A 19,054-nucleotide genomic window follows, 5' to 3' on the forward strand; every position below is an offset into this window, starting at 1 on the left:
GGCTTGAAGCGCATCCTTATTTCTCTTTGATTGGCAGGGCTTCCACCGCATCGGCGGCTTTGCTCAGGGCGTCGGTGTGGCAAAGCTCCACAAGGCCCGCGTCGCAGTTTTTCGCGATCTCGGGATCCATCGGCAGACGGCTGAGCAGCTTCAGGCCATAGCGTGCGGCAATCTCCTCCACATGGCTTTCCCCGAACACGCGGATCTCGCGTCCGCAGTCAGGACACTTGACATAGCTCATATTTTCCACAACGCCAAGGATCGGCACGTTCATCATCTGCGCCATCGTCACGGCCTTCGAGACGATCATGGCAACCAGCTCCTGCGGCGAAGTTACCATGAGGATTCCGTCGAGCGGGATGCTTTGGAACACAGTAAGCGGCACGTCGCCTGTTCCGGGAGGCATGTCCACAAACATATAATCCACATCGTTCCAGATGACGTCCGTCCAGAACTGCTTGACCGTATTGGCGATGATCGGGCCGCGCCATACCACCGGCGCGCACTCGTCATCCAGCAGCAGGTTTACGGACATGACGTCAATTCCGCTTTTCGTTTTGACCGGCAGAAGCCCCAGCTCGCTGCCCATTGCCCGCTGGTGCAGGCCGAATGCTTTCGGGATGGAAGGGCCTGTCACGTCAGCATCCAAAATGGCCGCATGCGCGCCGCGGCGGTTCATCTCCACCGCCATCAGGGATGTCACCAGGCTCTTGCCGACGCCGCCCTTGCCGCTGACCACACCGATCACCTTTTTGATGCTGCTCATCTCATGGGGCTTTTCCAAAAAGTCCTCGGGGTTCATCTTACGCTCCCCGCAATTTTCACTGCAATGCTCACAATCGTGGCTGCATCCTGCACTCATTTCCTTCACGCCTTTCCGCGCCGACCGGCGCACTCCATAATCAATCTGTTTTGATTATACGAGCATGCCGCAGGTTTGTCAACGAAAGACGAGACGATCCGTTTTTTTCGACAGAATGCAACCTTTTCATTCGAAGAACCGTTTTATAGTAGAGAAGAGAAACGTTCGTCCAAGGACTCGAGCAAGTCTCAGGGCGGCGTCTGGGAGGAATTCACAATGTCAGTTCCATATCGTCATCTGTCACAGGAGGAATGGGAGCCGCGGCCAAGCCGCCTGGAGCTGCGGCGGCGCAGGCGGAGGAACCGCTTGATCATACTGTCCAGCATGGGGATCACGCTGCTGTTTCTGGTTGCCGTGCTTTCCCTCGTAATCCCCTGGCTTATCTCCGGCGGCACCGAAGCCCCCCGCCTTCCCATGCTGCCCACCACAAAATCACAGGATCTCTCCTCCATTGAAATTCCGGAATGGATTGATCAGGAGCTTCTGGATCTGGGAGGAAGCCGCAGCGGCCAAACGCTGGAACATGTCAACGATATCGCCGTTCACTATGTGGGAAATCCCGGCACCAGCGCGGAGGGAAACCGGAATTACTTTAACGATCCCGCCACGGAGGTCAACGCCCATTTTCTGATAGGGCTCGATGGGGAAATCATTCAGTGCGTCCCGCTCGACGAAAAGTCAGCCGCTACCAACGAGCGCAACCGTGACACCATCTCCATTGAGGTCTGCCACCCGGACGAAACGGGACAATTCACCGACGCCTCTTACCAGTCCCTCGTCAAGCTGTGCGCCTGGCTCTGTGAAACACTGGATCTCGATGAAACCCATCTGATCCGCCATTACGACGTGACCGGAAAGGAATGTCCGCTTTACTTTGTCAACCATCCCGACGCCTGGGACGCTTTCCGCTCCGATGTGGGCGCGGCATTGCAACAGGCGAAGTAAGAAAAAAGATCGGCGCGGAGACAAAAGTCTTCTGCGCCGATCTTTTTCTATGACTGAAAAGCTTATTCCAGTGTAATTGCTGTCACGCTGCATGCGGGAACGCGCACCGTCAGCACACCGTTTTCCTGGCGGAAATCGGTGACGGAAACCGGTTTGACCGTCTCCGGCGCCTCAAAGGTGTTATGGGCATCCATCGAGCCGGACAGCACCCGGACAGACGCTTTCGCGTTTTCCTTGCCGGGCACACGCACGGTAAGCGTCTCTTCCCCGGACAGGGAAAGATTGGCCACCGTGATATGCACGCGCCCTTCGGCATCCATGGAGGCAGACTGATGCAGGGACGAAAGCTGTACCTGATCATCTCCCACCGGATGGGATTCCACATAGCTGTCAAGCAGCGTGGCGTCCTGATGCTCCTTGTACAGATCAAATACGTGGTAGGTCGGCGTCAGCAGCATCTTCTCCCCCTCCGTGAGAATGACGGACTGAAGGACATTGACGATCTGCGCCAGGTTGGCCATAATGACGCCGTCGGCATGGCGGTTGAAAATGTTGAGCGTGATGGCGGCCACCAGCGCGTCGCGCATGGTATTCTGCTGGTAGAGGAAGCCGGGATTGGTGCCGGGCTCCACATCGTACCAGGTTCCCCATTCGTCCACAATCAAACCGACACGGCCTTCGGGATCGTGGCGGCGCATAATGCTCAGATGGTTTTCCACCAGTTCATTCATCCACAGAGCGTTGCGCAGTGTGGTCCAGTACTCCTTCTCCTCAAAGCCGGTTGCCGGTCCTTTGTCATCCCAGGCCAGGGAACGGGGACGGGTATAATAGTGCAGGCTGATTGCGTCGGCATACTTGCCGGCAATCTCCATCACCTTGTCCGTCCACTCATAATCATCCACATTGGGGCCGCAGGCAATCTTGAATACCTTGTTGTCGCCGTAATTGCGCACATACGTCGCATACCGGCGGAACAGATCGGCGTAATACTCCGGGCGCATATTGCCGCCGCATCCCCAGTTCTCGTTGCCCACGCCAAAATACGTCAGCTTCCAGGGCTCTTCACGGCCGTTCTGCTTTCTCAGCTCCGCCATCGGGGATACGCCGTCGAACGTCATGTACTCGACCCACTCGCTCATCTCCTGCACCGTACCGCTGCCCACGTTGCCGTTCACATACGGCTCGCAGCCGATCTGGCGGCACAGCTCCATAAACTCATGCGTGCCGAAGGAGTTGTCCTCCACCACGCCGCCCCAGTGGGTGTTCACCATGCGCTTGCGGCCCTCCTTCGGGCCGATGCCGTCCTTCCAGTGATACTCGTCGGCAAAGCAGCCGCCCGGCCAGCGCAGAACCGGCACACGAATCTGCCTGAGCGCCTCCACTACGTCTTTGCGCATCCCGTTCACGTTCGGGATCGGGCTGTTCTCTCCCACAAACAGTCCGTTATAAATGCAGCGGCCCAGATGCTCGGAAAAATGGCCGTAAATATTACGATTGATTTTTGCTCCCTTTCGGGCGGGATTGACCTCTAAAAACGCCATGATCCTATTCCTTTCTGTCTATCACCAGGCTGAGCCTGGTCGCATTTCGCGTCCTGTTGCCCGGCCTTTTCTTTTGCTTTACTGCTCGCGATTGGGCGATATCTATGTTGCCGCCATTCATACGCGGCAGTGCCCTTCTCACGCCTGTACATCAAAGAAGGCACAGACGCCGTCGCGCTTTGTCAGCTCCAGGCTGCGGCTGTCCAGCTGCGAGCCGCCCGCCGTCACACAATAATGGCCGGGCAGCACCGCGCGGGAACCGTCCTCCGCCACTGTCAGCATAGCGGTATCGGGCACGCGGATGGTGATTTCACGCTCTTCGCCGGGCGCAAGCTCCACACGGGCAAAGCCGCACAGGCTGCGGATCGGCTGGTTTTCTCCGGGACGCCCGGAAAGATAGAGCTGCACAATCTCCGCGCCCTCGCGATCGCCTTCGTTTTTCAAGCGAACCGTCACATCGAGGCTCTCACCTGCCTTAATTTTTTCGGGCATTTGGATCCCCTCATAGGCAAACTTCGTATAGGACAGGCCGTAACCGAAGGGATACAGCGGTTCCTCGTGGAGATACCGGTAGGTGCGGTCCTTCATGCTGTAATCCTCAAAATCAGGCAGCGGATTTTCCGGGGAGTAGAACGTCACCGGCAGACGGCCGGAGGGACTGAACTTGCCGAGAAGCAGCTCCGCCACCGCAAGGCCGCCCAGCGCGCCGGGATACCACGCCTGCACCACAGCGGCGCAGTGCTCGTGCGCGTAGGTCAAATCCAGCGCGCTGCCCGCCAGCACCACGACAATCACCGGTTTACCGGTGGAAACGACAGCCTCCAGAAGTCTCTGCTGGCACGGAGGAAGAGCAAGGCCCAGCTTGTCGCCGGACGCACTCAGATTGCCTGTATCGCCCTGCTCGCCTTCCAGCGTTTCATCCAGTCCCAGGCAGAGAATGGTCACATCGCTGTGGGACGCACATGCCTTCGCTTCCGCCAGACGATCATCCGCAAAAGCAAGGCCCTCCACCTTATCCTTATACAAATGGCTGCCCTCGCTGTAAAGAATCCGCACACCATCACCGAACTCCTTGCGCACGCCCTCCAAAACGGTCACATGCTGGGACGCTGTTCCATAATAATTGCCTACCAGGGACAGGCGGCTGTCCGCGTTCGGGCCGATGACGGCCACTTTTGTCAGTTTCTCCTTGCACAGCGGGAGAATCCCGTCGTTTTTGAGCAGCACCAGCGAACGGCGGGCCGCTTCCAGCGCCACCTCGTTGTGAGCGGGGGAGTCGGTTTCCTCATACGGGATCGTATTGTATTCGCACTGATCGTCAAACATGCCGAGCAGATACCGCGTCGTGAACAAACGCTCCGCCGCTTCGGTGATCTGCTCCTCTGTGATAAAGCCCTCCTGCAGTGCCTGGAGCAAGTGCGCATACATGGAACCGCAGTTCACGTCGCAGCCGTTCTTCAAGGCCAGCGCCGCGGACTCGGCAGGCGTGCTGGTCACATGGTGCGTCTGATGGAAGTCGCAGATCGCCCAGCAATCGGAAACCACATGCCCCTCAAAGCCCCACTTGTCCCGCAGGATGTCCTTGAGCAGCGTTTTGCTGCCGCAGCACGGCTCGCCGTTGGTGCGGTTGTATGCGCCCATCACGGCTTCCACGCCGCCCTCCTTCACTGCCGCCTCAAAGGCGGGCAGATACGTCTCCCAAAGATCCTTCTGGCCAACGCGGGCGTCGAACTCATGGCGCTTGCCCTCCGGCCCGGAGTGTACGGCAAAGTGCTTGGCGCAGGCCGCCGTTTTGAGATACTCCCCGTCTCCCTGAAGTCCCTTGATAAAAGCAACGCCGAGGCGGGAGGTCAGATACGGATCCTCGCCGTACGTCTCATGGCCGCGTCCCCATCTGGGATCGCGGAAGATATTCACATTCGGAGACCAGAGCGTTAATCCCTTATAGATATCTCTGTCCTCCTGCTCCGACTGCATGTTGTATTTTGCACGTGCTTCTGTGGCGATGACCTCAGCAATTTTCTTCAAAAACTCCTCGTCAAACATGGCGGCCATTCCGATCGCCTGCGGGAACATGGTAGCCGTACCCGCACGCGCCACACCGTGAAGTGCCTCGTTCCACCAGTTATAGGCGGGGATGTTCAGCCTCGGAATGGCAGGGGCCTGAAAGCGAAGCTGAGACGCTTTCTCTTCAATCGTCATCTTTGCGACCAGCTCTTTTGCCAGTCTCTGGGCAGTTTCCCTTTTCATCATTTTTATCCTCCTGTCACCGGCCTTTGTGATTGCTATTCCAGCGTGAAGGAAGCAAGATTCGCCGCCCCCTGGCCTTCATAGGTAAAATAAAGCGACTGCACGCCGTCCGGGATCGCAATTTCCGCCGTATAGTCCTTCCAGACATTGGAAAAGTCCACCGGGATCATTCCCAGCGCGGGGCCGTTCCAGGCCGTCCGCACACAGAACGCTCCCTTGCAGTAGCCGCGCACCCGCACGGTCACGCGGCGCACTCCCCGGCAGTCAAAATACCGGAAGCCCGCGCTTGCGCCCGCGCGCAGATTCGCCACGTATCCGGGGTTCTCGTCCCCGTCGCGGCCATCCTGTGTGATCTTCGGGAAGCGACAGTCCATCCATTCGCCGGGGGCTCCCGTCGTCAGCGGATCCTCCCCTCCCGCTGTGAAAAGCTGGCAGGCAATGTAAGCGGGATACGTTCCCTTCCCCTCCAATGGGCCGCCGTTGCCGCCGCAGGAGGTCATTTCCGCCTGCACGATGGAGCCGTCTTCCCGGAACTCGATCGGTTCTATACAGCCCTGACGGCTGAAATTCGTCCCATCTGTATGCCGGTGATAAAAAATATACCACTTTCCGTCGATTTCCACAATACTCCCGTGGTTATTTCCACCGTAAAACATAGGCTTTTCAGCTGGCTTATAGCGGTCAATATGCAGGTCGTTGTTTGCCACGATGACGCCGCCGTAAACAAACCCGCTCATGGGAGAACGGCTGACCGCATAGCACAGCTCATACATCACAACGGAGGAATAGACAAAGTAATACAAATCCCCCCGCTTGCGGATGGAAGGAGCCTCAAAGAACTCATGCCCCTCAAACCCACTGCCCGCGCTGAAGGGCTGGCTGGGAGCGATCCGCACCGGCCCCTCCTCGATGGTCAGCATGTCGGGGCCAAGCACTACCCCGTGCGGTCCTGTGCGGGACACATCCCCCACCGCGCAGAAGCCTGTGTAAAGGTAGGTTTTCTCCCCTTCCGTCATCACACCAGGGTCAAACTGCGGCTCATCTCCCTCACGCTCTCCCAGACGCGTTCCGTCGGGATAATGCACATACCCGTAAAACTCATACTGCCCCGCCGGCCGGTCGCAGACTGCCACTGAGACAACAGGAAGCTTATCGAGAACATAGAACAGGTAATACCGGCCGTCCGGCCCACGGGTCACGTCCGGCGCATACAGGCACATGCTGCCGTCCGGATTCGCGGGATCCTGTGTTTTCCGGTAGATGGTCCCTTCACAGCGCCAGTTTCCCAAATCCGTCTCCGGCGCGGACCAGCACACATAGTCTCCCAGGCAATACGCATTCCCACGGAAAAAGTCGTGGGAGCCATATACATACACCCTGCCGTCAAACACATACGGCTCGCCGTCGGGAATGTATTCCCACGACGGCAGATAGGGGTTAAACGCCTGTTTTTTCATGAAAAGCACCTCTCTTTTCCTGTTATCCATGCACGGCCCGCTCATAGGAATAGCCGCGATCGCTGTGTCCGCTGACGGGAATCAGATCAAACGAAACGACGGAATCTTCTTGGAGCGCCAGGGAGAAGCCAAGCTCCCCATCCGCCGCGCAGAGACGTTCCGTATGCACCAGCGGGACGGCGCTTTCCTGCAAAAGCTTTATCTGCTCCGCGGAAAGCTGGGCGGGCTCGCCCATGTCATGCCAAACCTTGAGCGGGTTGGCGTGGTCCTCATCCACCGCACGGGTCAGCAGGCACCATTCGCCCTGCGCGGGAAGGGTAAAGCGCAGCATGGTTTCCCCGCCTGTCTCCTGGCCAAGATTCCACGCCGCACCGGCAAAGGAGCCGTCCTTCCGGCGCACCGCGACCGCTTCCTTCGAGCGCAGCAGGCAGTCCCCCTGCAATTTCTTGAAGAAAGCGAATGTCCAGAACGTCGGCTTGGGGATCCCGCCGTTTGCCACCAGGCCAAAGCCGCCGTGGAACGGGGTGAAAGGCACCCCCATCTCCTCAAACACATCCCCAAACGTCCAGTAGGAATAGGAATCGTTTACCTCTCCCAGCCTGGCCAGAAGCCGCGCGACGTAAGCCGCGTTGCGGGTTGTATCGTGCACGGGACTGTCCGGGCGGTAGGAGGTATTGAACTCGGTAATGTGCATCGGCAGGCCCCGGTATTCCGGAAAACTGTCGATGATTTCGCGGGAACGATCCAATTCCCTGAGACTTTCATCCGGATCTCGCAGTGTGCCGTAGCTGTAATGGCCGTCCTCGTCCGGTGTGTCAAACGTGTAAAAATGGCGAGTGACGAAATCCAGCGGGAGAGTGTTTTGGTGGCAGTATTCCATGAAATCCTGCATCCACTCAACATCCTGCACACCGCAGATGGCGGGGCCGCCCACACAGAAGCGCGAATCCACCTCTTTCACGGCGGCGATGGTTTCCGCGAACAGGCGGAAATACTCCTGCTTATCCGCGTCCTTCCAGAAGCCGGGAAGATTCGGCTCGTTCCAGACCTCAATCGGCCAGGAGAGAACGTCCTCCCCGTAGCGCTCAAACAGATGGCGCAGAAGAGCCTGCACCAGCGCGCGCCATGCCTCATAGGTTTTGGGCGGCGTGACGTTTCCTTTCCAATAAAAGACCGTCTGATCGCCCGACGCCATTTTTTCCGGCATGAAGCCCAGCTCCAGGAAGGGGCGGATCCCCAGCTCCCGGTAGCTGTCCATCACGCGGTCCAGATAAGTAAAATTATATTCCGGGTGGATTTCTCCCTTTTCATCTTTGTATTCCTGGTAAATGGCCATATCGTCACAGAACAGGCCATGGCCGCGAATATAGGAAAATCCGATTTCCTTCTGCACCAGCCTGAGCTGTTCGCAATATTCCCGGTGCAGGGCAAGCCCCATGCGGCCCGTACCGACGCAGTAATCCGCGTGATTCACAAAGCTCTGCACCTTCTCGGGGCAAAGGCTGTATTGCGTTTCTGTCATCATGTTCCTCCTTGCTTTCTCCTCATCAAATTCCGGTAACGCCCTGTTTCAAATGTTCCCCTTATGTATGTCCTCTGCTCTCTCAGCCTTCCTCTGACCCTCCCTTACGGGATTTCACGACTCACCAGGAATTCCATCACATCTCCGGCGGGACATGCCTTCTGCTCCGGCGTTTCGTGGAAAGTCATCCGGCTCGGCGCCGCGTCGCTCCATGGAATCCAGCGCGCCTGTTCGCTTCCATCCGCGTCCTGGCAGTTTGGATCACCGGTTTTGATGAAGGCGGCGAGATAGTTGCACATCTGACGCGCCAGGTCGTAATGCTTGCCGGTAAAGGGCCGCCAGCACTTGGCCAGCGTCTCAAAGAAGAACCACAGATCGCTGGAATGGAACGCACCCGGGTGATCCCATCCCGGAATCTCCGGCCCAAATGTATAGATATAGCAGGGGCTCTTTGCTCCCGCTTTCTCCCGGCAGCGGCACAGCGCGCGGATCGCCATCTCAATCTTACCGACAGCGGCGTTCTTCCCCGCTGCTTCCATGCCCTGATCTGCATGAATCAGCGCGAGGAACCGTTCTGCGTCATCGCCCAGATATTTCTGCACTGTCGCACGCAGCTCTTCCTCTGTCTCGCCCTCCGGGACAGCAAAAAACTCGTTGTCGGTATCGCCAATCATCATCGGGATATCCGGAAGTTCACCGCGCATGGCGGTCTGCCAGCTGGTGCGCTGCTGGAATTTTCCGTCTGCCACAACACTCCAGAACAAACCGAATTCCTCCATCTTGTCACGCAGGAACACGGCGGGGAGGGCACGGGCTTCCGCAAGAGAATGAATCCCGAGGAAGCGGAAAAACTCCTCTCCCTGCTTTTCCAGCTCCGCCAGCGTGGAAAGGCGCGGCTTCTCGTAGGGCTGGCAAAAAATGCCGCTCTCGACCACCGCACGCGAAACACAGGCGGCGCTCACCGGGTTGTTCAGCTGCGCCATCACGCTCGCGCCGCCCGCCGACTGTCCGCCGATGGTGATCCGATCGGGATCACCGCCAAAGGCCGCGATGTTCCGTTTCACCCAAAGCAGGCCCGCCTGCTGATCCAGACAGCCGAAATTGGCCGGTGCGTCCGGATTTTCCTCCGTCAGCTCCGGATGGGCCAAAAAGCCGAACACGTTGACGCGGTAGTTCACCGTTACCACAACAATGCCGCGCCGGGCCAGACGCTCGCCGTCAAATTCCATCTCCGCGGTGTAGCCGCACTGAAACGCGCCGCCGAAATACCAGACATAGACCGGCAGCTTCTCATTTCCCGTGACGGCAGGGGTCCAGATATTCAGATACAGGCAGTCCTCACTCATCGGAATCTCGGGATCCACATGCCACTCGCGCGCATAGAAATCCTCGGGATTCGCGCCGGGAACATACTGCATCGAAATGGGAGCGAATTCCAGGCAGTCGCGTACCCCCTCCCAATTTTCCGCGGGCTGCGGCGCGCGCCAGCGCAGATCACCCACCGGAGGAGCCGCAAAGGGAACTCCCCGGAAGGCGGTAATGCGGGGATCGGCCGCCGCCATTCCGCGCACCAGCCCGTTTTCTGTTTTGGAAATTCTAAGCATTCCGCTTCCTCCTTTTTCTATCAGCCGACCCTTACACGCATGGTCACATGGCTCAGAGCCGGGTTCACATCACGTTCGGCGGACAGATCAAAGCGGGGACGTCCCTGCAAATCAAAATGGACGCGCCGGATGCCCGCACAGCGTACGCGGCTGGTGGGATCCGTCTCCCCATGATACGCAATCCACAGATTGCCCTCCTTGTCACCGAAGAAGGAGTTATGCCCGGGACCATATTCCCCATCCACCGAATAATAGGTAAGCACCGGGGTAAGCCCTTTCTTCCAGCTGGCCGGGTTGGCAAGATCGCTGTTCGGATCGGCGGTCAGCAAACCCACCGCATAGGTGTAGCTGTTGGCGGAACCCGCGGAGTAAGCCAGATACACCCGATCCTTGGTCTGGAACACATAGGGACCTTCGTTGTTGATGGTGGTTTCCAGGTTCTCCCAGCTCAGCAGAGGACGGGAAAGCAGAGCCGGTTCACCCGCAAGCTGCCAGGGCTTTTCCTCGTTGAGCGGGGCAATATACAGCATGGAACCGGTGTCAAGCGGTGTCCCCATGCCAAAGCGGTATGACCACGCCGCGTAGGTGCGTCCTCCCGCCTTGATGCATGTCATGTCCAGCGTGATGCCGTCCTCCGTCAGGAAGCTGCCGTCCTGCTTCTGCACACGGCGCGGCGTTTCCCATGCGTTGGGATCGGTGAAATGTCCGCCGGGCTTGAGGTGCATAACATGGCACTGAGGCCCCCACACCTTCCCGCTCACCGCAAAGAAGATGTACGGCTCACCGCCCACAATATGGAATTCCGGCGCCCAGAAGGTCTGCAAGAATCCTTTTTCCTCATCCAGATCGAGAATCAGGTGCAGCTTGGTGTCGGGAAGGAACAAATCCTCGGGGCGATCGGCTTCGCGGACATACAGGCCAATGTCGCCTGTGGTATCGCTGGTGGAAAGGTAGTAATATTTCCCCTCCCATGGCACAATGACCGGATCGCCGGTTCCCTGCGTCAGCGGAAAATGATACGGATTGCCGCGCAGGGTTCCCTTCACCTCATACACACCGGGACGGCTGAAATCCACCGCACTCGTGTCCCAGTCCACCGTCTTGAGAGCGGCGGAACCGTCGGAATACACCGCCGCGGCGCGCACCGCCTTCACCTGCTCCGGGGATGCAGCCGGAATCTCCTCCGGCAAAATGGTATCCATATGGAACAAACGTCCCCAATACACACGCAGACGATCGCACAGCTCCGCGGGAATCACGGTAACATCGCCCAGGATGGCTCCATGCGGCAAGGAGGGGAATGCAGCCGTCTCTTCGTCCCACACGGCCGGTTCCGGCTCCGAAAAGCACCAGCCCTGCAAATCCGTGCTGTGGGATTTCCAGCAGCCCGTCTCGTCTGTCCAGACAGCGGCATACTGCCCCAGACCCCGGTCATAGCGGATCCGGATATGTTCCAGATTTCCTGCCCCGCACAGCGGCACTATCCCCAGAAAGGTAAACTCCATAAAGTTATCTGTTTTCCAGAGCAGGAGCTTTCCCCGGCTGTCGGGATCGGGTTTCCCCTCCTCCGTCACACGGATGGCGGCAATCCCCCAGCCCCCGTCCGCAAGCGGAAACACACAAGGATTTTTCAGGCTTTTCGTATTCAGGGTGTTCTCCTTTGTCACATCCGCCTGGGCAAAAAGGATTCCGTAATTGTGATGCAGCGCCTCAAAGCTTTTCCCGTCCCGGCTCACAGCAAAATGGACGGATCCGGCCAGGCCGGATGGATACACTCCCGGCTCCGGGGTGCGTGTATAGGCCATCAGAAAGCAATGCGGTCTTTGATAGATTTCTTCCATGTCATGCTCTCCTTTTCATTCCTTTGGTTCTTTCCGCCTGGGATCGATTTGATAGACACAGCCTGCTTTCAAGGAAGCAAAGGGGCCGGGCATCCGGCGCTCTTCCAAAGCGGTGCCATAAAAATCCTCCGGCGTTTCCATAGACGACTGCACCGCTTGGAGCTGCTCCGGATCCGTCACATACGGCATGCGATCGGGATGCAGCCGATCGACGTGCGGGGGCTGCTCCGGCTTTTTCATCTCCAGTGTCAGCCGTTCGGTATCCACACAGATCGTGAACCAGCCCTCCTGCCCTTCGCGGTCAAAGCCATAGAACTCCTGCCAGGCATCGAGATGCAGGCAGGTTTCCGGCGCGGGATACAGGACGCGCAGATAACCTCCGGGCATTTGAATGTACGCATTGCCCTGCGCATCGTTGTCGCGGGTGGGGAACTTGATGGCAGCCTCCCCGCAGTTGTAAAACAGGTTGTTGCGGATACGAGCCTCCCGCCCGGTACCACCCCGGCTTCCGGGACCGGAGATCCGGAACGCCACAGGCTTGACATAGTAACCCGCGCTGCGGCAGCGGCCAATCAGGTTATGCTCCACATGAAGCCGGTCCGTTCCTTCGCCGTAAACGGCATACCCGTTCACGATGCCATGCTCCTCCATCTTGTACCAGCCGGTCGAGCCCGGCTCCTTTGGGACATCCTCCGGACGGAAGCGCCCTTCCACATTCCAGAAAATATTATTATCGATGAGATTGATTCCCTCGCGCGAGCACTCAATGAAGATCGCTTCGCGCTGCTCACGGCCATTCAGGAACAGATTGCGGGTGATGCGGTTGTTCTCATTGCCCACATCCATCCACAGATGATCGGCACGGAACGTTTCTGCAAAGACATTGCGCCGGATCAGGCTGTTCACACTGTTGTGCACTTTGATGCCGCCCGCTTCCCAGGAAAGCTCCATTCCCTGCCAGCCGGTTCCCGTAATTCGGTTGTCCTCAATCAGCATGTGGGTGGCAAACAGTCCGGCAATGCCGCAGACGCCCGCGTCCCGGATCTCACAGCCGCGCACCACCGTATGGCCGATGATCTGGTTTTCCTCGATGGTGTGGTGCCAGCACTCGTTGCCAACATCGATGCCCACAGCGTTGGACCAGTCGATCACACAGTTCTCGATCACCCAATGATGGCCGCGGAAGCAAGAGATGCTGCCGCGCTGCGGCACAGGCGCGCCGGTGGCCGCATGGGCGCAGACAAGTCCCTTCACCTTGATGTAGGAGAGGAACGGTGTTTCGGGCGCGAAGCATTGTTCCCGGCAGGTCAGTTCGATCACATGATACTGCGGATCCCCATCGTCCGCAAGACGGAAATGCACCGTCTGCCCGTTGGCTTCCACCCAGTAGGAGCCGGGGGTCTGCGTCATCTGATTGTAAAGAGCCACCTGGCGCAAAGGCTTTCCGTCACAGAACACCATGCCGCGGCGGTTCAGGTACGGCGTCATATCCGTTTTGTCGTATTCAATAAACAGGCGGTCATGCAGGATATTGACTGCGCAGAAGGGATTGTACCCTTTAAATTCCTCCGGATTCAGCCTGGTCTCCCAAATCCGCACGCTGTCCGGGGCAGGCGGTGCGCCGTGCGGCGTTCGTTCCCATCCCACGCTCGGAAGGAACTCCTTTGCCTCCACCGACGCTTTGATCACAGTCTCCCCGTCTCCGAATGCTTCATAGCAGACCATGCGGTCCGGTCCCTCACCGCCGCGCCGGGGACGGACACATTCCCGATATACGCCGCCGTGGATCCAGACGCGTTCTCCCGGGCCGGCGCGATCCGCCGCGGCCTGGATCGTCCGCAGAGGATGATCGGCGCTGCCGTCGTTTTCGTCCGAAGCTTCGGGATGTGAGGGATTAACGTGGTATTCTTTGGTGTATGCCTGTTCTTTCTCCCAGAACGCAAACCGCTGTCCGCCGGGCAGACGGTCTTCCAGATCGCCCTCCACACGCCCCGGCACGCTGCACACTGCCTGATAAGCTTCTTTGGGGCGGTAACCGCGCTCAAAGAGCAGCGGACGGCACTTCTGGCGGCGGAAACCGGTCAGCCAGCTTTCCTCATCCTGAAGTCCCCAGAAGGTCACGCCTGTCACATTAGCGGCCCCTTCCCGCTTGGCTTCCAGCAGAACGGTGAAGAGAGCGCGGTACCGCTCGGCCAAACGGCGCATGGCGGCTTCGGAGGTATCCGGGGAAAAGATGTCCAGCTCGGTGATCTGAATCTCAAGACCCAGCGCGCCATAGCGGCGCACTGCTTCCCGATACTCCTCCAGCGACGGCGTTTCCAGCTGCACATGCGACTGCATTCCCATGCCATCGATCAGCTTTTCCTCAAGCAGAGGGGCAAGAATAGTTTTGCAGATGGCTTCCCTCTTTTCCGGAAGGAAGGTGTCATAGTCATTGTAGAACAGGCTCACACCCGGAGCCTTCCATCGTGCGGCCATACGGAACGCCTGCAAAACGAAATCCTCTCCCACTGTCTCCGTCCAGAGAGAGGTGCGCAGGGCCCCGCCGTCAATCGCCTCGTTGACGACATCCCAGGCATAAATGACGCCGGGATATTCCGTCTGCGCAAAGGTCATCACGCTTTGAATGTAGGAATCCAGACGGGCCAGCATCGTCTCCCGATCCGCCAGCGGAGCATCCTCCTCCGAGCGGTAACCCTTCGCGAAAAACCACCGGGGCGTCTGATTGTGCCACACCAGCGTGTGGCCGCGCATCCCGATCCCATGCTCCTTCGCAAAGTCAAGATACTTCCTCACACCGTCAAAGCACACCGCGGGACTGCGGTCATGTGCGGCAGGATTCTTCTGGTTCTCCTCTCTGTCCAGCAGCGCTTCCGGTTTCATGTCGTTTTCGCAGGTGATGGAGCCATACTGGCAAGCAATCGACCGCAGAGCAGCGGAATGATCAAACGCGGATGCCGGTACGGCTGCGCCGATCGGGAAATAGGGCTGGTATACTTCATTGAGTCCCATTTTCACATACACTCCTGTTTCAAAATGACACGCCCCGCTCCCCTGAAAGGACAATCCTTCCATCACGGGACTGTTTGAAAAAAGGGGACCGGCACATGGCCGGCCCCCTATCATGCAAAGGACATGCCTTTGTCTTTGGATTCTGTTTGTCTTATTCCGCGGCCGCGATTCTCGCGTCAACAATGGCCTGATACTTCTCGGTATCATATTCGGTCAGTGTGCCCCAGCCAAGGCCCTCAAGCTGTGTGCACATATTCTCCCACAGGGAGTTGAACTCCGCCTCGTCCTTTGCAAAGACCATCTGCCAGGAGGTGTCCTTAATCAGAGTGCCGCACTGGCTGCGGATCAGAGCAATATCGGTGGAATCGCTGGCGAGCGGGATGTTGATGTTGGCGACCATCTTCAGCTGATCGGTGCCTTCGAGGTACTCAACCTCATTCTGTGCACCAAACTGCTCAATCCACTCGTTGGTGGTAGCCGTCATGTTCATCTCAATGGAGGAAGCCCACAGGGACGGATCGTAGCATTCTCCGGTGAGCGGGTTGGTCGCGGCGCTGCCGACGATCCACTGGTTAATCTGGTTGTTGCCGTCGCTCCAGGAGCCTCCGCCGTACTCTTCGGGAACCTGGATGGTCGCGGTGAAGCGATCCTGGCCCTCCTGCGTCAGGGTATAGGTGCCGTCATCATTTACATTATAAATGAAGCCTTCCAGGCTGGCATGCTGATAGTCAAGGCCTTCGGGAGAAGCAAGCCAATCGAGGAATTCCATGATTCTCAGCTTCTTCTCATCGTCCACAGAGGAGCCGACGCCCCAGACACGGCCATCGCCATAGTAGGAGTCAGCCTGCTGATAGTACTCAAGCTCTTCCACCGGAACATACATGTAGTTCTCGCGGCTCTCGCCGTGGGCCGGGGTGTTCCAGAAGCCGTTCTGCCAGTTGTACCAGAACAGATACACTCTCTTCTGCTTCATCTTGCTGTCGCAGACCGTCGTCCAGTCCTGCGTGGCGGAGTCGGGATCCATCAGGCCCATCTGATTGGCCTTGAAGAGGAATTGCAGAGCCTTATAGTAGCCGCCTTCGGTATCGGTGAGAGGCGTAATGGTATTGTCATAGCCAAGAAGAACGGAATCCTTCACCTGCTGGCCGAACCAGTAGGTCAGCAGCGCCGCGTTCTCACTGCAATTGGAATCCCAATCCTTCCACATGGAGATAGCGTAAGCCTTGTCGCCCGCCGCGTTGGTCGGATGAGCTTTCATCATATCGGCAAGCATATTCAGCAGGTCGTCGGTGGTCTTGAGCTCCGGGCAGCCCAGTTCGGAATAATAATCCCACGGCACGCGCGGCGCGCTGAACGCGGTTTCCGCGACGTAGCCGGACGGGCCGTTGTTGTTCATGTTGCAGGGAATGGCATAGATGGAGCCGCCTTCCACGCCGCTCATGCTCTGATTGAACTGATCAATCTGCTCCTGGTATTCCTTGAGATTCTCGTAGTTGTAAATAATATCACCGATATCCATGATCAGGCCGGAATCCACACAGTCCTGCATATCGGCGTTATCCAAAATCACAATATCGCCCAGATTGCCGGAAGCAGTGCGCGTCTGATACAGAGAGTTCGCATCACCGGAAACCTGCGGAGCGATAATATTCAGCTTGATGTTGAAGGTATCCTTCAGAACCTTGCCATACCAGCCGATCTGTTCGCCCTGATAGTTTGCGGCGACGTCATAAACCTCAAAGGTCATCTCCGTATCATGAGACACCTCGGAAGTTCCTCCGGATTCAGAAGCTGTGGTGCTTCCGCCCTCGGAAGCCGCACCGGCGGAAGAGGTTCCGGTCTGATTCTGCGAGCAGCCCAGCATGGAGCTCGAGGCCAGCAGAGCAACAAGTGCCATGGAAAGGAAACGTTTTGTCTTCATAAGGGATCCTCCTTTTCAATGTCTGGTTTGGAAGGGGCCGCCACATCATGGCCCCTTCCCTATTTAATAGAAGAGTACTCTTCTATCGTCGGCAAATATCGTATCGGGAAAACGGATCAGCCCTTCACGGCGCCGATCATAATGCCTTTGACAAAGTAGCGCTGGAAAATCGGATAGACAAGCATAATCGGGATAACAACGATGATGGTGATCGTCATGCGGATGCTGGTGGGGGTCTGCGAGGTTGCAAGACCCGCCAGAGAACCGGTGCCGCTGCCGCTGTTGGACTGTCCGGCCAGGGAGCTTGCCTGGTTCAGATACTGATACAGGATGAACTGCAAAGGATAGAGCTTCTTGTCCGTCACCAGGAGAAGCGTGTCCTGAAAGGCGTTCCACTGGTTAACGGCGGAGAAAATTGCCACAGTGGCCATAATCGGCTTGATGACCGGCAGCATGATGCGGAAGAAAATTTTGAGGATACCGGCGCCATCGATCTCGGCCGCCTCCTGGAGCTCCTTCGGCACACTCTCAACGAAGGTTTTGGTCAGGATGATGAAGAAGGGCGAAACAATCGCGGGCAGGATATATCCCCAGAAGTTATTGGTCAGACCCAGGTTGCGCATCGTCAGATACCACGGAATGATGCCGGCGTTGAAATACATTGTCGCAACCACCATCCGGTACCAGATTTTACGGTGCCACATTTTGTTCTGGGTGAACATGAACCCAAGGAACGCGGATGCGGAAACCGTGCAGAAGGTGCCGATCACGGTACGCATGATGGAGATATAAGCGGATTGGGCCAGGCCGTCAATCTGAAGCGCACTGATGAAGTTCTGGAAATGAACGCCCTGCGGCCAGAAAAGGATCACGCCGCGTGCGCTCAGGTCGTTGGCGCTGATGGCATTGATAAAGATGTAGTAAAACGGATAGATACAGACGAGGGCGCACAGGGAAAACACAATATAGCAGATAACGCTCATCAGAATATCGCCGGGTGTGCGCTCGTGTATCTTGCTCTTTTTTGCTTTGGTACTCGCCATGATTCGTTCCCACCTTTCTCAAAACTCACAGGAAGCTTTCGCCGCGGATGAGTTTGGAAGCGCCGTTGGCAAAGAACAGCAGCACCAGGCTGACAATGCTCTTGAGCATACTGATCGCGACGGAAACAGAATAACTGCCGGCGCCCATGGCCGTGTTATACACGTACAAATCCAGCACCTGGATGTACTCTTTGTTGAAAGCATTCTGGAAAACGTAGTACTGCTCCATGCCGTTGTTCAGGAAGTTGGCGATATTGATCATGAGCAGGACAAAGAATGTGGGAAGCAGGCTCGGCAGGGTGATGTACCAGATCATCTTCATGCGGGTCGCGCCGTCCACTCTGGCCGCCTCATACATTTCATTGTCAATGCCGGAGATGGCCGCTATGTACATGATGGACGCCCAGCCGAGGTTTTTCCAGGTCAGCCACAGCCACTGAGTGAGCCAGACGTGGTCGGACGATTGCAGGAAAAGAATTGGTTCATCCGGAGAAATGATGCCGAGACTGGCAAGCAGGGTATTCATCATGCCGGTGCTGTTGAACAGGCTGAACGCAACAGAGTAAACAAGCACCCAGCTGATGAAGTTCGGCAGCGTTGTGACTGTCTGCACAAACTTGCGGAAACGCACACACTTGAGCTCATTGAGAAACACCGCGAAAATCATGGGAAGCCACGAGGTACCGAGTGTGATAGCACTCATGGCGAAGGTGTTTTTGAGCACCTGCAGCAGCTGGTTGATTTTCACATCCGTCTCCACAAGGGAGTAGAACCATTTGAGTCCGACAAAATCATCCCAGGAGAACGGCTTCGGAGGTTTGTAATCAAAGAAAGCGTAAATCCATCCGTACAGCGGATAGTAGGAGAAAATCAAAACGAGAATGAGAAAAGGCAAGATGTAAAGAAACAGCTTGAATGAGTCCCATTTCTTTTTGTTCTTCTGAATGGCTTTCATCTCACGACTCCCTTTCTGAATAAGGCTATGAAAACGGGTGATGTCAGGTTTTTTTGTTTATCGTTAAACCTAACTTTTGATTGCATTATAATCCTTACTTT

Annotated in this window: 12 protein-coding genes; 1 reads left to right on the forward strand and 11 read right to left on the reverse strand. The window is 57.1% G+C overall.

The annotated features are described in order from the left end of the window. Positions 1 to 16 precede the first annotated feature (16 nt). Positions 17 to 862 carry an Mrp/NBP35 family ATP-binding protein gene (locus B5F35_RS07415; protein ID WP_087239566.1) on the reverse strand — a complete coding sequence of 282 codons (846 nt, stop codon included), beginning with the start codon at positions 860 to 862 and terminating at the stop codon, positions 17 to 19. Positions 863 to 1,078: 216 nt separating this feature from the next. Here B5F35_RS07415 and B5F35_RS07420 point away from each other — a divergent pair, with 216 nt between their 5' ends. Next, positions 1,079 to 1,807, forward strand: coding sequence for a peptidoglycan recognition protein family protein (locus tag B5F35_RS07420; RefSeq protein WP_087239568.1), 729 nt, complete (start codon positions 1,079 to 1,081; stop codon positions 1,805 to 1,807). Between the two features lie 62 nt (positions 1,808 to 1,869). Here the strand turns inward: B5F35_RS07420 and B5F35_RS07425 are convergent, their stop codons facing one another. From B5F35_RS07425 to B5F35_RS07470, 10 genes are all read right to left on the reverse strand, one after another. Then, complete coding sequence (locus tag B5F35_RS07425) at positions 1,870 to 3,348, reverse strand: alpha-N-arabinofuranosidase (RefSeq protein ID WP_087239570.1); 1,479 nt, start codon at positions 3,346 to 3,348, stop codon at positions 1,870 to 1,872. Positions 3,349 to 3,486: 138 nt separating this feature from the next. Further along, positions 3,487 to 5,601, reverse strand: a complete 2,115-nt coding sequence (locus B5F35_RS07430) for a glycoside hydrolase family 3 N-terminal domain-containing protein (protein ID WP_442856440.1) — start codon at positions 5,599 to 5,601, stop codon at positions 3,487 to 3,489. 32 nt (positions 5,602 to 5,633) lie between these two features. Continuing rightward, positions 5,634 to 7,055 carry a family 43 glycosylhydrolase gene (locus B5F35_RS07435; protein WP_087239611.1) on the reverse strand — a complete coding sequence of 474 codons (1,422 nt, stop codon included), beginning with the start codon at positions 7,053 to 7,055 and terminating at the stop codon, positions 5,634 to 5,636. A gap of 22 nt (positions 7,056 to 7,077) precedes the next feature. Next, positions 7,078 to 8,577: a GH39 family glycosyl hydrolase gene (locus B5F35_RS07440; protein ID WP_242969430.1), complete on the reverse strand. Its 1,500-nt coding sequence runs from the start codon at positions 8,575 to 8,577 to the stop codon at positions 7,078 to 7,080. A 104-nt stretch (positions 8,578 to 8,681) separates the two neighbouring features. After that, positions 8,682 to 10,181, reverse strand: a complete 1,500-nt coding sequence (locus tag B5F35_RS07445; RefSeq protein WP_087239574.1) for a carboxylesterase/lipase family protein — start codon at positions 10,179 to 10,181, stop codon at positions 8,682 to 8,684. Between the two features lie 20 nt (positions 10,182 to 10,201). Next, entirely contained in the window at positions 10,202 to 12,022 is a 1,821-nt protein-coding gene (locus B5F35_RS07450) for a family 43 glycosylhydrolase (protein WP_087239576.1), read from the reverse strand. A gap of 15 nt (positions 12,023 to 12,037) precedes the next feature. After that, positions 12,038 to 15,034, reverse strand: coding sequence for an endo-1,4-beta-xylanase (locus tag B5F35_RS07455; protein ID WP_162611365.1), 2,997 nt, complete (start codon positions 15,032 to 15,034; stop codon positions 12,038 to 12,040). Positions 15,035 to 15,185: 151 nt separating this feature from the next. After that, positions 15,186 to 16,955 carry an extracellular solute-binding protein gene (locus B5F35_RS07460; protein ID WP_087239580.1) on the reverse strand — a complete coding sequence of 590 codons (1,770 nt, stop codon included), beginning with the start codon at positions 16,953 to 16,955 and terminating at the stop codon, positions 15,186 to 15,188. Positions 16,956 to 17,071: 116 nt separating this feature from the next. Beyond that, a complete protein-coding gene (locus tag B5F35_RS07465) occupies positions 17,072 to 17,998 on the reverse strand; it encodes a carbohydrate ABC transporter permease (RefSeq protein ID WP_087239582.1) in 927 nt (308 codons plus the stop codon). Between the two features lie 25 nt (positions 17,999 to 18,023). Then, positions 18,024 to 18,953: an ABC transporter permease subunit gene (locus B5F35_RS07470; protein WP_087239584.1), complete on the reverse strand. Its 930-nt coding sequence runs from the start codon at positions 18,951 to 18,953 to the stop codon at positions 18,024 to 18,026. Positions 18,954 to 19,054: the final 101 nt, after the last annotated feature.

Source organism: Anaeromassilibacillus sp. An200 (genome assembly GCF_002160025.1).
GTDB classification, from domain to species: domain Bacteria; phylum Bacillota; class Clostridia; order Oscillospirales; family Acutalibacteraceae; genus Caccousia; species Caccousia stercoris.

Coding starts and splice junctions, on each gene's coding strand:
- B5F35_RS07415 (WP_087239566.1), bottom strand. CDS start 862: ATGAGTGCAGGATGCAGCCACGATTGTGAGCATTGCAGTGAAAATTGC.
- B5F35_RS07420 (WP_087239568.1), top strand. CDS start 1,079: ATGTCAGTTCCATATCGTCATCTGTCACAGGAGGAATGGGAGCCGCGG.
- B5F35_RS07425 (WP_087239570.1), bottom strand. CDS start 3,348: ATGGCGTTTTTAGAGGTCAATCCCGCCCGAAAGGGAGCAAAAATCAAT.
- B5F35_RS07430 (WP_442856440.1), bottom strand. CDS start 5,601: ATGATGAAAAGGGAAACTGCCCAGAGACTGGCAAAAGAGCTGGTCGCA.
- B5F35_RS07435 (WP_087239611.1), bottom strand. CDS start 7,055: ATGAAAAAACAGGCGTTTAACCCCTATCTGCCGTCGTGGGAATACATT.
- B5F35_RS07440 (WP_242969430.1), bottom strand. CDS start 8,577: ATGACAGAAACGCAATACAGCCTTTGCCCCGAGAAGGTGCAGAGCTTT.
- B5F35_RS07445 (WP_087239574.1), bottom strand. CDS start 10,181: ATGCTTAGAATTTCCAAAACAGAAAACGGGCTGGTGCGCGGAATGGCG.
- B5F35_RS07450 (WP_087239576.1), bottom strand. CDS start 12,022: ATGGAAGAAATCTATCAAAGACCGCATTGCTTTCTGATGGCCTATACA.
- B5F35_RS07455 (WP_162611365.1), bottom strand. CDS start 15,034: ATGGGACTCAATGAAGTATACCAGCCCTATTTCCCGATCGGCGCAGCC.
- B5F35_RS07460 (WP_087239580.1), bottom strand. CDS start 16,955: ATGAAGACAAAACGTTTCCTTTCCATGGCACTTGTTGCTCTGCTGGCC.
- B5F35_RS07465 (WP_087239582.1), bottom strand. CDS start 17,998: ATGGCGAGTACCAAAGCAAAAAAGAGCAAGATACACGAGCGCACACCC.
- B5F35_RS07470 (WP_087239584.1), bottom strand. CDS start 18,953: ATGAAAGCCATTCAGAAGAACAAAAAGAAATGGGACTCATTCAAGCTG.